The sequence below is a fragment of the Enterococcus sp. AZ088 genome (assembly GCF_051714845.1).
Classification (GTDB): domain Bacteria; phylum Bacillota; class Bacilli; order Lactobacillales; family Enterococcaceae; genus Enterococcus; species Enterococcus faecalis.
Genome location: NZ_JBIOSQ010000001.1, coordinates 999,718 through 1,012,973 on the forward strand (window position 1 = coordinate 999,718; position 13,256 = coordinate 1,012,973).

At 38.6% G+C, this 13,256-nt stretch carries 13 protein-coding genes; 12 read left to right on the top strand and 1 reads right to left on the bottom strand.

Annotated elements, in window-relative coordinates:
* Positions 1-8: 8 nt before the first annotated feature.
* The 12 genes from IGL17_RS05025 (at position 9) to IGL17_RS05080 (ending at position 12,696) form a co-directional block, all read left to right on the top strand.
* On the top strand, positions 9-1,505 hold the full coding sequence (locus IGL17_RS05025) for a carboxypeptidase M32 (RefSeq protein WP_078126812.1): 1,497 nt from the start codon (positions 9-11) through the stop codon (positions 1,503-1,505).
* A 32-nt stretch (positions 1,506-1,537) separates the two neighbouring features.
* On the top strand, positions 1,538-2,254 hold the full coding sequence (locus tag IGL17_RS05030; protein ID WP_016617869.1) for a DnaD domain protein: 717 nt from the start codon (positions 1,538-1,540) through the stop codon (positions 2,252-2,254).
* Between the two features lie 14 nt (positions 2,255-2,268).
* Positions 2,269-2,916: an endonuclease III gene (gene nth, locus IGL17_RS05035; protein WP_002357985.1), complete on the top strand. Its 648-nt coding sequence runs from the start codon at positions 2,269-2,271 to the stop codon at positions 2,914-2,916.
* A 172-nt stretch (positions 2,917-3,088) separates the two neighbouring features.
* Positions 3,089-3,853 carry a GntR family transcriptional regulator, LSA1692 subfamily gene (locus tag IGL17_RS05040; protein ID WP_016617870.1) on the top strand — a complete coding sequence of 255 codons (765 nt, stop codon included), beginning with the start codon at positions 3,089-3,091 and terminating at the stop codon, positions 3,851-3,853.
* Positions 3,850-5,148, top strand: coding sequence for a Sapep family Mn(2+)-dependent dipeptidase (locus IGL17_RS05045; RefSeq protein WP_016617871.1), 1,299 nt, complete (start codon positions 3,850-3,852; stop codon positions 5,146-5,148). The genes IGL17_RS05040 and IGL17_RS05045 overlap by 4 nt, the downstream gene beginning before the upstream one ends.
* Positions 5,149-5,317: 169 nt before the next feature.
* The gene (locus IGL17_RS05050; protein WP_002361636.1) at positions 5,318-6,271 is read left to right on the top strand and encodes a N(4)-(beta-N-acetylglucosaminyl)-L-asparaginase; all 954 of its coding nucleotides are present in this window, start codon (positions 5,318-5,320) and stop codon (positions 6,269-6,271) included.
* A 19-nt stretch (positions 6,272-6,290) separates the two neighbouring features.
* Positions 6,291-6,620, top strand: a complete 330-nt coding sequence (locus IGL17_RS05055) for a PTS sugar transporter subunit IIB (protein WP_002357981.1) — start codon at positions 6,291-6,293, stop codon at positions 6,618-6,620.
* A gap of 18 nt (positions 6,621-6,638) precedes the next feature.
* Positions 6,639-7,994, top strand: a complete 1,356-nt coding sequence (gene celB, locus IGL17_RS05060; RefSeq protein WP_002384702.1) for a PTS cellobiose transporter subunit IIC — start codon at positions 6,639-6,641, stop codon at positions 7,992-7,994.
* 17 nt (positions 7,995-8,011) lie between these two features.
* Entirely contained in the window at positions 8,012-8,530 is a 519-nt protein-coding gene (locus IGL17_RS05065; RefSeq protein WP_002361637.1) for a GrdB-related putative oxidoreductase, read from the top strand.
* Between the two features lie 36 nt (positions 8,531-8,566).
* On the top strand, positions 8,567-11,029 hold the full coding sequence (locus IGL17_RS05070) for a helicase C-terminal domain-containing protein (protein WP_016617872.1): 2,463 nt from the start codon (positions 8,567-8,569) through the stop codon (positions 11,027-11,029).
* A complete protein-coding gene (locus tag IGL17_RS05075) occupies positions 11,026-11,991 on the top strand; it encodes an asparaginase (protein WP_002357976.1) in 966 nt (321 codons plus the stop codon). The genes IGL17_RS05070 and IGL17_RS05075 overlap by 4 nt, the downstream gene beginning before the upstream one ends.
* 21 nt (positions 11,992-12,012) lie before the next feature.
* Complete coding sequence (locus IGL17_RS05080; RefSeq protein ID WP_010775743.1) at positions 12,013-12,696, top strand: HD domain-containing protein; 684 nt, start codon at positions 12,013-12,015, stop codon at positions 12,694-12,696.
* Positions 12,697-12,712: 16 nt separating this feature from the next.
* Here IGL17_RS05080 and IGL17_RS05085 read toward each other — a convergent pair whose 3' ends face one another.
* Complete coding sequence (locus tag IGL17_RS05085; RefSeq protein WP_002357974.1) at positions 12,713-13,207, bottom strand: YajQ family cyclic di-GMP-binding protein; 495 nt, start codon at positions 13,205-13,207, stop codon at positions 12,713-12,715.
* Between the last annotated feature and the right edge of the window lie 49 nt (positions 13,208-13,256).

Consider the following 13,256-nt stretch of genomic DNA (forward strand, 5'->3'; position numbering starts at 1 on the left):
TGTAAAAAATGAAGGAAGCTGTATTTTTACAAGAAGTGAAAGAAATTCAATTACTAAAAAATGCCTTGACATTATTAGACTGGGATTCATCAACTGGGATGCCAGAAAAAAGTAGTCCTTTTCGAGGAGAAGTAGAAGGGTATTTAACCGGATTATATTTTGAACGAAGTATTGGCCCAGTTATTCAAGAAGCATTGGCCTATTTTGAGACACGCCCTGAAGAATTATCTGAATTAGGGAAACTGGTTTTTGAAAAAGTAAAAGAAGAATATGCTTTGAATAAAAATGTTCCAGCTGAACGTATGCAAGAATATGTTAAAGTATTAAACCAAGCACATACAGATTGGCTAAAAGCACGCGCTGCACAAGATTTCGGCTTGTTAGAAGAAACCTTAACGAAGGTCGTTGCGTTCCAAAAAGAGTTCATTCCTTATTGGCAAAAAGAAGAAAAAACTCCGTATGATGTGTTATTAAATCAATTTGAACCAGGGATGACGGTTGAGAAGCTAGACCAAGTATTCGACCAAGTAAAACAAGGGATTCAAGAGATTCGGACCGTTTTAGCAGAAAAAGGTACGCCGCCTAGAACTGACTTTTTATCTAGAAGAATGACCAAAGAACAACAACGCCGTTTTGTGATTGGTGTGGTTGAACAATTAGGCTATGATTTTTCAAAAGGACGATTAGATGATACAGTTCATCCATTTATGACCGCTCTAAATCGAAATGATGCGCGGATTACTACGCGCTGGGAAGAAAATAATTTCTCAATGGCAACATTTGGTGTGATTCATGAAGCGGGTCATGGGATGTACGAACAAAATTTTGATCCTAAATTTGACTTTACGCCACTAAGCGAAGGTGCCTCTATGGGGATTCACGAATCACAATCGCTCTTTAATGAAATTATCATTGGTAGCAACCGGGCTTTTTGGCAAAAACAATACCCGTTTTTCCAAGAATGCGCAGAAGGTACTTTTGATGATATTGCTTTTGAAGATTTCTATGCTTCTTTAAAAGAAACGAAAGCAAGTTTGATTCGGATTGATTCCGATAGTCTCACCTATCCTTTGCATATCATTATTCGTTATGAAATTGAGAAAATGTTGTTTAATGGTTCTTTGGAAGTCGCTGATTTGCCAAAAGTGTGGAACGAAAAATACCAAGAGTACTTAGGCGTATCACCTGAAAATGACTTAGAAGGTGTCCTTCAAGATGTTCATTGGTCTGGAGGTAGCTTTGGTTATTTCCCATCTTATGCCTTGGGTTATATGTACGCCGCGCAACTATTTCACGCAATGAAACAAGAATTATCTGTTGATGAAATTTTAGCTTCGGAGGATTATTCTGATATCCGTAAATGGTTAACACAACATATTCATCAGTACGGCGCTTCACGTAAACCAAATCAATTAATTTATGATGCAACGGGAGAAGAATTGAATCCTAGTTATTTAATTGATTATATGAAAGCTATTTATTTTGATGTTTATCAAGTGCAATAAGTGAAACAAGCAAGGGGAAGTGGACAACAACAATGTTATCAATTCGTGAATATTTAGAAGCTGGTGAAACAACAATCTCAAACTTACTATTTGATCATTACCAAAAAATTGGTTTAAAAGATGATGAATTTCTCTTTTTGCTGCAACTTTTTCGCTCGCAAAATGCAGGCGATTTATTTCCAGACTTAATGGCGATTGCAGAGACGATGGGCAAAACGCCAGATACGATTTATAAGTTGTTAAATCAATTGGTTTCTCGCGGATTTATTCGAATTGAAACACAACAAAACCAAAAAGGTCAAATGATGGATACGTATGATTTACTGCCTGTTTTTCAAAAGATTCAATTATTTTTACAAACGAGCAAAGAAAAACAAGTTGTCGCAACCCACGAAGATGAAATTAAACAGCTTTACCAAGGCTTTGAAAAAGAATTCGGACGTCCACTTTCACCCATTGAATTAGAAATGATTGGTCAGTGGTTGAACACGGACCATTATTCCCCTGAATTAATCCGGTTAGCGTTGCGAGAAGCCGTTTTAAATCAGGCGTATAGTTTGAAATATATTGATCGTATTTTACTTGCGTGGGAGCGTAAAAATATTACCACCAAAGAACAAGTGGCTGCTGATCAGAAAAAACGAAAAGATTCTATGATTCAAAATGAGATTGAACAACAAGGTCAGACACAAGAATCGTTACCAAAGGTTACATTACACAATTGGTTAAATCCAGAAGACAGTGAATAAAAAGGAGGTGGGCCATGCTATCAAAAGAGAAAACGATGGAAGCTATTGAAATTATGTATGAGATGTTTCCAAATGCAGAATGTGAATTAAAACATAAGAATCCTTTTGAATTATTAATTGCTGTGATTTTAAGTGCGCAAGCAACCGATGTATCGGTAAATAAAGCGACTCCTGGTTTATTCGCAGCTTTTCCAACACCAGAAGCTTTAGCAGCTGCGCCGGTGGAGGAGATTATTGCTAAAATAAAAACCATTGGCTTATATCGCAATAAAGCAAAAAATATTAAAGCGTGCGCACAACAACTTTTAGAACGTTTCAATGGAGAAGTTCCGCAAACCAGAGATGAACTGGTCAGTTTACCTGGCGTGGGGAGAAAAACAGCCAATGTAGTAATGGGAGATGCTTTCGGCGAACCGGCTTTTGCAGTAGATACACATGTGGAACGAGTGTCCAAGCGCCTTAGAATTTGTAAGCTAAATGCGAATGTTACTGAAGTTGAGCAAACCTTAATGCGTAAAGTTCCGAAAGAACTCTGGGTGAAAACGCACCATACCATGATTTTCTTTGGGCGTTATCACTGCCTAGCAAGAGCGCCTAAATGTGAAGCCTGTCCGCTACTCTATATGTGTCAAGAAGGCAAAGAACGGATGAAAGGGAAATAACACATTTTTTCCTAAAAAAGCGAGCCACAAGTCCAACCGACTTGTGGCTCGCTTTCTTTTTTGATGTTTAAGAAACGCAACAAATGATTGCGGTTTCTTAAAAATTGATTTAGTATAGACAGTGTGGTATATACTAGGAAATTTATTTTTTTGAAGAAAGATAGGCGATGAAATGACAGAAAATGCACCCAAATTTAAGCAAATTTCTGCAGAAATTGAAAAGAAAATTCGAGATGGTCTGTATGTAAGTGCACAAAAATTACCTTCAGAGTATGATTTAGCTAAAGAATACAACTGCAGTCGCTTGACCATTCGTAAAGCGATTGATGATTTGATTCGCAAAAATATTTTGGTAAAACGACATGGTAAAGGTAGTTATGTGATGTCACAAGCGAAAATTCAAAGTGGCCGCGCTGGCTTACAAGGTTTTACTGAGGCAGCCAAAGCTTACGGAAAAAAAAGCCAGACAGAAGTCATTTCCTTTGAAGAAGTAGTACATCCCGCTGAGAAAATTCGGGAGGCGCTCCAAGTAGGCAAAAATGAGGCAATTTATGAACTGATTCGCCGCCGAATGTTAGACGGCGAGCCAATGACAGTTGAAAAAATTTATTTGCCACAGGCATACGTACAAGGCCATACGAAGCAAGACTTCGAGGGCTCTCTTTTCTGCTTAATCGAAAAGAACGTCGAGATTGCTTATTCGCATCAAGAAATTGAAGCAATTTTAGTTGAAGCGGAAATTTCAGAATTATTGAATGTTCCTGTGGGCCAACCACTTTTACAAGTCCACTCTATCACCTATGCGCTTGATGCAACCCCCATTTTATATGATGTCTCTTTATATCGAGCAGATCGGTACACATTTAAAAACACACTGACCCGCTATAGCTCGTCTGAAAACAACCAAGTGGAGCTAGGAGGTTCTTGGAACGAATGAAGATCAAAGAAGAAATAGCCGCTCAAAAAGATTTATTTTATGAAGACTTAAACAAAATTATGGCGATTCGAAGTGTGAAAGGGTCGCCTAAAAAAGAGGCCCCTTTTGGCGAAGGACCGAAAAGAGCCTTGGAAGAAACGCTGAAACTGGCAGAGCGTTATGGCTTTCAAACTGGGATTGTCAATGACGCAGTTGGCTATGCGCAATGGGGAACAGCGGAAGAATATCTGGGGATTATTGGTCATTTAGACGTAGTACCAGAAGGTTCTGGCTGGTCAGTGCCGCCCTTTCAATTAACGAAAAAAAATCAACGTTTGTATGGTAGAGGAATTCTAGATAATAAAGGTCCTATATTGGCTTGCCTGTATGGAATGAAATTACTGAAAGAACTTGGTTACCAACCAAAGAAAACCATTCGCTTAATGTTTGGCACGGATGAAGAAAGTGGGAGTGGAGATATCCCCTTATATTTAGAGAAGGAAAACGCACCCGTTTTTGGATTTACTCCAGATTGTAAATATCCAGTAGTTTATGGGGAGCGAGGGATTGTTAATTATGAAATCACAACGACCATCCCAGATGATTCAAGTGAACAAATTGGTCAGATTATGGGTGATCAAGCAAAAGACCACGTACCTGATCAATTAAGTGTGGTGATTGCAGGAAAAACAACAGCAATCACGGGAAAACGCGCCCCTTCCAATGCGCCAGAACTAGGCAAGAACGCGATTACTTTATTGGCACAGAAAATTAGCGAGGAACAGTTAGTCAAAGGAAATTTATTACAGTATTTCGACTGGTTAACCGCTAGTTTTCACGAAAAGCACTATGGCGAAGGAGTAGCTCTGGACTTTAAGGATCAGGATAGTGGGCAATTGATTTTAACGCCCTATGCGTTGGAAAAACGAGGACAGCAGTTGGTGTTATCATTGGCCGTGCGTTATCCTGTTTCTATTACAGAAAACGAAGTAACCACGCAGCTAACGAAGGCACTATTTCCAGAAAGTGAAGTGACCGTCATCCGCCGCCTCCCTAGTACGCTGTTTCCAAAAGATGAGCGCAATGTTCAAAAATTAACCAAGGTTTATGAACAAATTACTGGCTTAGATGGGACGCCAGTCACAACTACCGGTGCTACGTATGCTCGTTTTATGCCGAATATCGTTGCTTTTGGTCCATCATTTCCTGGTCAAAAAGGCATTGCGCATAACCAAGATGAATATATGGATGAAAAAGATTTACTGCTTAATATGGAAATCTATATGCAAGCGATGATTGCATTAACAGAAGCGTAAAACCAATAGAAGATACACGTATGAGAAGGAGCCAATGTGTTTCGTAGAGGTCGCATACGTGTATCTTTTATTTTTCTGTATAAAATTTCGTTTTCAGTATATACAAAACAGTATATACTAGTTTATAATGGTGGAGAAATGTAAGCGTTAACGAAAGGGCGGATGGAAAATGACTTGGGGTGCAATTGCGACATGGCGGATGGCACATGATGGGTTACTAAAAGCTACAGAAGAATTACAACAAGGAGGTGCTGCAGGCACGGCCGTGGAACAATTAATTAAAGAAGTAGAAGACTATCCTTTTTATAAGTCAGTGGGCTACGGCGGTTTACCTAATGAGGAAGGGATTTTAGAAATGGATGCTGCCTATATGGATGGAGACACATTTGCAATTGGTGCTGTGGCAGGAATTACAGATGTTAAAAATCCGATTTCAGTGGCTAAAGCATTAAGTAAAGAGAAGTTTAATAGTTTTCGTGTTGGCGCAGGTGCAACGAAATATTCAATGTTGCACGGTTTTGAAAGAAAGAATATGTTGACAGAACGCGCTAATCAATGGTGGCAAAAGCGTTTAAAAGAAATTCAGGAAAATCAGTTGAACCCCTATGATGGGCATGATACTGTCGGCGCTATTACGTTAGACCAAACAGGATCAATGGCAGCTGGCACTTCCAGTTCGGGACTCTTCATGAAAAAAGCAGGACGTGTTGGTGATTCACCACTGTCAGGTTCTGGTTTTTATGTTGATAGCGAAATTGGTGGTGCTGCGGCTACAGGATTAGGTGAAGATTTAATGAAAGGCTGTCTTTCTTATGAAATCGTCCGTTTAATGGGGGAAGGGCGCTCGCCACAACAAGCATGTGATCAAGCCGTCTATGCTTTTCATGAAAAATTGACCCAACGTTATGGGAAAGCAGGAGCATTTTCACTAGTGGCCATGAACAAACAGGGAGACTGGGGCGTAGCTACGAATGTGGAATTTACTTTTACGGTTGGTACTGATATGCAGCAACCAGAAATCTATATTGCAAATCCAGGCAAGAATCATACCACAGAGATTCAGCCGATTTCACAAGAATGGTTAGCAGCCTATGAAAAAAGAATCAAAGCACCAATTGAATAAATGAGGAGAGTGAAGGAACATGAGTAAAAAACAAATTTATCTTTTTTGTGATGCAGGAATGTCTACAAGTATTATGGTGAATAAAATGATGGAAGTGGTGGAAAAACATCAAATGCCTTTAATGATTACTGCTTTTCCTATTGCAAGAGCACAAGAAGTGGTTGAAGCAGAGAAGCCTGTTGCTATTTTATTAGGACCACAAGTCCGTTTTTTATTAGAAAAAACAAAAGAACAATTTGCTCCTCAAGGGATTCCTGTCGCTGCAATTGCGCCAGAAATTTATGGCATGATGGATGGCGAAAAAGCATTGAAAGAAGCGCTGCGGTTAATTAAGCAAAATAAAAAATAATAGATAGGAGTGACGACCGTGCAAAAATTTTTGGATTGGTTAGAGCGCGTATTGACCCCTTTGGCAAAAGTGATAGGAGAAAATAAGTATTTAGTAGCGATTCGTGATGGCTTCCTTTTATCAACGCCCTTGTTGATTGTTGGTTCGGTCTTCTTATTAATTGCTAATTTTCCTTTGCCGCAATGGGATACTTGGATGTCTCATTTGCTTGGTAAAGACTGGGCGACAATGATGTCTGTTCCAGCTAGTGCTAGTTTTGATGTAATGACTATTCTGGCCGTTGTCGGTATTGCCTATAGTTTAGGGAAACAATTCAATGTGGATGCAATGCAAGCAGGAATTATCGCATTGGTTTCATTTTTTATTGTAACGCCTTATCAAACATTATTTACACCGGAAAATAGTTCAAAGGTTTATGAAGTTACTAGTTTACCTTTAAAATGGATGGGTTCCAGTGGCTTGTTTTTAGGAATGATTGTCGCATTAATTGCGACTCGTTTATTTGTGGCCATTGTTCGTAAAGGGTGGACAATAAAAATGCCAGAAGGAGTGCCACCAACAGTGGTTAAGTCTTTTGAGGCCCTGATTCCGAGTTTTTTAGTTGTTACTCTCATGTTTTTAGTCAATTGGCTGGCTGCTTTAACTCCTTATGGTAATTTACAAGATGTTATTTTTGAATTTCTACAAACGCCCTTATTGAGTCTTGGTAATACCTTAGGTGCGATGAGCATTGCTTATTTATTTTTACACTTCTTTTGGTTCTTTGGCATTAACGGAGGTAGCGTGGTTGGCGCAGTCTTTAATCCTGTTTTGCGGGCATTGTCTGTTGAAAATTTACAAGCATTTAAAGACGGTCATGAAATTCCCAACATCATCACTGGACAATTTCAAGATATGTTTGCAACATTTGGTGGCGCCGGTTCCACACTCTCATTAATCATTGTGATGGTCTTATTCTGTAAAAGTCAACGAATTAAAAAGCTTTCGCAACTTTCACTAATTCCTGGTGTTTTTGGGATTAACGAACCAATCATTTTTGGGTTACCAATTGTTTTAAATCCAATCCTTTTAATTCCATTTGTATTAGTACCTGCGATTAACATTATTATTGCCTATTTTGCTATGGATTGGGGCTTAGTTCCATTGACGAATGGTATTCAATTGCCGTGGACGACCCCACCAATTATCTCAGGATTTTTAGTCAGCGGTTGGCAAGGATCAATTCTGCAAGCTCTCTTATTGGTACTAGGAATGTTCATTTATTATCCTTTTATTCGAGTTATGGATGACCAATATTTACGTGAAGAATGGAAAGCACAAGAAGAAGAGAGTGAAGAAATTGATTTTGATTCCTTTGACTTCGATGATTTATAAATAAGGAGGAAATAGGCGTGAAAAAAATCCTTTTAGTCTTAAACCACAGTTTAGCAGGATTTGGCAGTGATGAACAAGCTCAGCTGAAACCAAGTGGTAAAAAAGCTCCCTTAGGTCCAGGGGTAACATTGCTACCATTTTTACAGAAGCAAGGAGCGGAAATTGTTGCGACACTTTATTGTGGTGACCAATATTATTTGGAAAACGAGGAAGAGGTAGCAAAGAAATTTATTGGCTTTGCAAAAAAGTTTCATGCCGATGCGGTTCTTTGCGGACCAGCCATGCATTATCCTAATTTTGGAGAAATGGCTGCTCGTCTAGCTTGTAAGTTTAATGCTGCGGGCATTCCTGCAATTGCAGCGATGGCAGAAGAAAATCCAGCAGTTAGTCACTATTATCAGCAAGTGCCAATTGTGAAGATGCCCAAAAAGGGTGGCATTGGTTTAAATAATTCGTTTAAACAAATGGCGCAATTGGTCGTGGCAAAAGCAAATGGAAAAGAAACCAAACAGTTAGAAGAAACAAGTTGTTTTTAATTGATGATAATCTAAAGAGAAATCCAGAATGAACGCATGATTGTGTTCGTTTTGGATTTTTTGCTTTTGTTTAGCGAATGTATGTTCTATAATAGGGAGGCAGATAGGTGGGATTACGTGAAATCAACGAGAAAAATTGCGGTGCGTCAAGTGGTCGAATTTATTTTAAGGCGGGGAAGTATCGATTCTCGCCATGTGAGTGAACATACACCACAAGAAGGTAGTCGCCTTCATCGAATGCTGCAAAAGGAAGCGGGGAGCCTTTATCAAAAGGAAGTATCTTTAAAAATTGAGGTGCCTTTAAATGGCCATAATTATTGTGTAGAAGGTCGTGCAGACGGCATTTTTGTGAAAGAAACTGGGCAAGTGGTCATTGATGAAATTAAAACATCCGAACCAGCGTTTGAAGAATTGCCGCCAGAAAAGGTCGAATTGTTTTGGTATCAAGCGATGTGTTATGGTCACATGTATTGCCAACAAGAACAACTTTCTGAAATAACGCTGCAACTCACTTATTATCAGACCACCACAAAACAAATCACACGACAAGAACGCCATTTTACAGAAGCTGCATTAGCGGAGTTTTTTACTGATTTGATGAGGCGCTATGAACAGTGGGTAATTTTTAAAGAAGAATGGCGTATTTTGAGAAATAAATCATTAAAAAATCTTAGTTTTCCTTACGGGGAGTATCGCAAAGGGCAACGAGAATTGGCGGTAGCCGTCTATAAAACAATTCTTAGTAAACAGCGGCTCTTCGTGGAAGCACCAACTGGAACAGGCAAGACAATGTCCACTCTTTTTCCAGCGATGAAAGCAATTGGTGAAGAAGAAGGCGAACGGATTTTTTATTTAACAGCTAAGACCATCACGCGGCAAGTGGCTGAAGATGCCGTCAAAGCGCTGTCCGAAAAACAAGCGCAAACTAAGAGTATTACGTTAACAGCAAAAGATAAAATTTGTTTTTTAACTGAACGAAATTGTACACCAGAACATTGCCCGTTTGCTGACGGCTATTATGATCGTTTAAATGAGGGACTGTGGGATTTATTGCAACATGAAAATCATTTAACGAGAGAGGTTATTGAACGGTATGGACAAAAGCACCAATTGTGTCCATTCGAGTTGTCGCTAGATGCAAGTCTTTGGTGTGATTTAATTATTGGCGATTACAATTATCTATTTGATCCAACGGTTTATTTACGGCGCTTCTTTGAAGAACCCCAAAGTGCAGAAGAGAATATTTTTTTAGTGGATGAAACCCATAATTTGGTTAATCGTTCACGGGAGATGTATTCGGCCGCTATTTCTAGGAATGCGGTTTCGCAAATTCAAAAAAGATTGCAAAAAGAATCTGTTCAATTAAAAAGAGCTTGTCAAAAAGTCTTAACTACGTTTGATGATATTGAAGCAATCTGTGAAGAAAAAGACACGGATTTTTTTGCCCAACGTGCGCCAATTGATTCATTAGTTAAACAGATACATCGATTAACAGAAGTAATTGCAGAATGGTTGCCAGAAAATCAACACATTGAGGAATTGGCGTCGATTCTCAGTTTTTATTTTGATTGTTTAAGTTATCTTCGAATCAGCGAGTATTACGACAACGGCTTTTATACGTCTATTTCTTTGCGAAACTATGACTGCGTTGTGAAACAATTTTGTGTCGATCCGGCTTATTTATTGTCACAACGATTAGATAAAGGGAAAGCGAGTATCTTATTTTCGGCAAGTTTAACACCTCTGAATTATTATCAAGAAGTGCTTGGTGGAGGTGAAGAAAGCCTACGTTATCGGATTCCGTATCCTTTTCCAGAAGAAAATCAATTGTTGATGATCGGTAGTCATCTTCAAACAACCTATAAAAACCGTGAAAAAAGTTATCCACAGATTAGTGAACTTTTAGGGAAGTTAAGTGAAACAAAAACAGGCAACTATTTAATTTTCTTTCCTTCCTACGCCTATATGGATGATGTCTATCAAGTATTTAGCCAACGTTACCCGCAAGTAAAAACTCAAATTCAGGGAACGGACTTAAACGAAAAAGAGCGAGAAGCATTTTTAGCTGAATTTAAAGAGAATCCTCAAGAAACTTTCATCGGTTTTTGTGTTTTAGGTGGTATATTTTCAGAAGGAATTGACTTGAAAGGTACCCGATTGATTGGTACGATAATTGTTAGTGTCGGGCTACCACAAATGAACCCAGAGCAAGAACTGATTCGCACGTTTTATCAAGAAGAGCGAGGGCAAGGGTTTCAATTTGCGTATCAAATTCCTGGCATGAATAAAGTCTTGCAAGCGGCTGGACGTGTCATTAGAGATGCGCAAGATAAAGGCTTTGTGTTGTTATTAGACGAACGATTTGAATTACCAAGTGTCCAGCGTTTCTTTCCGCCGCATTGGTTGGCGCATCGAAAGGCAAACACCAATGAACAACTCATTCAACAAGTGAAACAATTTTGGTTAAAAAATAAAGAAAACAAAGGAGGAAACAAATGAAGACCATTTTAGTCCTTCATACAGGTGGGACCATTTCCATGTCGAAAGTAGCAGGAGGAAGTGTTGCCCCGAATGAAAAAAATCCGTTGATGGAACAAGAAGCATTATTTTCTGGCAAGGTTCATTTAGTTGTCGAAGATATTTTTAATATTCCCTCACCACACATGACCTTAGAACGGATGTTTCAATTAAAAGAACGGATTCAAAAAGCTTATTCTGAACCAATTGATGGCGTGGTTATTACGCATGGAACAGATACATTAGAAGAAACTGCTTATTTTTTAGATATAACCTTAGAGAAAAAAATCCCCATTGTTTTAACAGGAGCAATGCGGTCAAGTAACGAAATCGGTAGTGATGGCTTGTATAATTTCATCAGTGCTATTTGGACTGCTTGTTCAGACGAATCGTACGATAAAGGTGTTTTAGTCGTGATGAATGATGAAATTCATACGGCGCGTTATGTGACAAAAACACATACAACGAACGTAGCAACGTTTCGGACGCCAACTTTTGGACCAATTGGAACCATTGCGAAAGAACGTGCTTTTTTTGCGAAAGAGGTCTTACCGCAAGAAGTTTGCGATGTTTCTTCTGTGAAAGGAAATGTTCACGTAGTGAAGGCCTATGCGGGGATGGGTGAACGAATGTTTGAATTATTAAACACCCCAGAAACGGATGGGTTAGTAATTGAAGCGTTAGGTGCGGGTAATTTACCGCCAGAAACGCTCCCAGCATTACAAAAAATGCTAGATAACGGGATTCCAGTCGTTTTAGTTTCTCGTTGTTCCAATGGCATCGCTGAAGATATCTATGATTATGCTGGTGGTGGCGTTGGCTTGAAAAAAATGGGGGTCGTTTTTGCTCGTGGTTTAAACGGACCGAAAGCGCGGATTCGTTTAATTGTTGGTTTAAACAGCGAAAAAAATCCTGCAGAGTTAAAAGAATTTTTGGAACAGTAACTAATTTTAAGGAGAAAATAAATGAAGCTGTTTGAACGCATTCATCAAGATACTGAAATTCGACAAATTTATGATGCAATTGGTCAAATGGAAGATGAAGAAGCTGGGTGGGCATACCATAATTGGTTTCATGTAAACAATGTCGTAGCCATGACGGAAATGATTTTGAAACAACTTGCTGTTTCAGAGGAGTATTTAGAAGCGGCAAAAATTGCGGCACTGCTCCATGATGTGGGTGCGCTACAAGGAAAAGCAGGACATGCACTTCGTGGGAAACAATTTGCAGAAGCATATTTTCGTAAGCAAAAGATTTGTTTGCCTTATCAAGAAGAAATTTTATCTTCTATAGAAAATCATAGTAACGGCTTTGATTCAGAAGAGTTAATGACGCTAGCGCTAATCATTAGTGATAAATTAGATATTACAGCCTCTCGTGTTGCAAAGGCTGGTTATTTCGTACCGGGAATGCGGCAATTTCAATTTTTAAAGAAAATTGAAATTATGCTTTCAGAACAAGAGGTTTGTGTCTCGTTTACGGCAGAAGAAGAACTGGATTTAGAAGAATTAAATGCGTTTTATTTTATGCCAAAGGTTTTCAAAGCAATTGCCGCTTTTTCAGGGAAAATCCAACGCCGACCAATCGTTTTATTGAATAATCAAGAATGGCCGGTACCAAAACAAAAAAATCCTTCAACTGTTCATTAACAGTCGAAGGATTTTTTTAGCGATAATTATTAAACTCAAGAGCCATTGGTAAATCTAATTCTCGTAAAAGAGCCATGACTTTTTGTAAATCATCCCGACTTTTTCCAGTTACCCGAATTTTGTCTTCTTGGATTTGTGACTTAACTTTAATCCCAGAGTTTTTGATAGCTGTGTTGATTTTTTTTGCATTTTCTTTATCAATACCACTGATTAAATCACCATATTGGCGAGCAGTACCGCCTAAGGCTTTTTCACTTTCTGAGAAATGAATATTTTTAATCGGAACATTGCGTTTGACTAATTTTCCAAATAAAATATCCTTCACTTGCTCGACTTTATAATCATCTTCAGCTACGACTACTAGTTTATCGTTTTCCAATTTAATATCAGCAATTGACCCTTTAAAGTCAAAACGATTTTTCAATTCTTTCAAGGCAATTTGAATTGCGTTTTTGACTTCCTCCATATTGACCTCTGAAACTACATCAAAACTTGCTTCTTTTGCAGCCATGTAAAAACCTCCTAAAATATTCTTTGCTTCATCATATCATGAAATAGTA

Coding starts and splice junctions, on each gene's coding strand:
- IGL17_RS05025 (WP_078126812.1), top strand. CDS start 9: ATGAAGGAAGCTGTATTTTTACAAGAAGTGAAAGAAATTCAATTACTA.
- IGL17_RS05030 (WP_016617869.1), top strand. CDS start 1,538: ATGTTATCAATTCGTGAATATTTAGAAGCTGGTGAAACAACAATCTCA.
- nth (WP_002357985.1), top strand. CDS start 2,269: ATGCTATCAAAAGAGAAAACGATGGAAGCTATTGAAATTATGTATGAG.
- IGL17_RS05040 (WP_016617870.1), top strand. CDS start 3,089: ATGACAGAAAATGCACCCAAATTTAAGCAAATTTCTGCAGAAATTGAA.
- IGL17_RS05045 (WP_016617871.1), top strand. CDS start 3,850: ATGAAGATCAAAGAAGAAATAGCCGCTCAAAAAGATTTATTTTATGAA.
- IGL17_RS05050 (WP_002361636.1), top strand. CDS start 5,318: ATGACTTGGGGTGCAATTGCGACATGGCGGATGGCACATGATGGGTTA.
- IGL17_RS05055 (WP_002357981.1), top strand. CDS start 6,291: ATGAGTAAAAAACAAATTTATCTTTTTTGTGATGCAGGAATGTCTACA.
- IGL17_RS05070 (WP_016617872.1), top strand. CDS start 8,567: ATGATTGTGTTCGTTTTGGATTTTTTGCTTTTGTTTAGCGAATGTATG.
- IGL17_RS05075 (WP_002357976.1), top strand. CDS start 11,026: ATGAAGACCATTTTAGTCCTTCATACAGGTGGGACCATTTCCATGTCG.
- IGL17_RS05080 (WP_010775743.1), top strand. CDS start 12,013: ATGAAGCTGTTTGAACGCATTCATCAAGATACTGAAATTCGACAAATT.
- IGL17_RS05085 (WP_002357974.1), bottom strand. CDS start 13,207: ATGGCTGCAAAAGAAGCAAGTTTTGATGTAGTTTCAGAGGTCAATATG.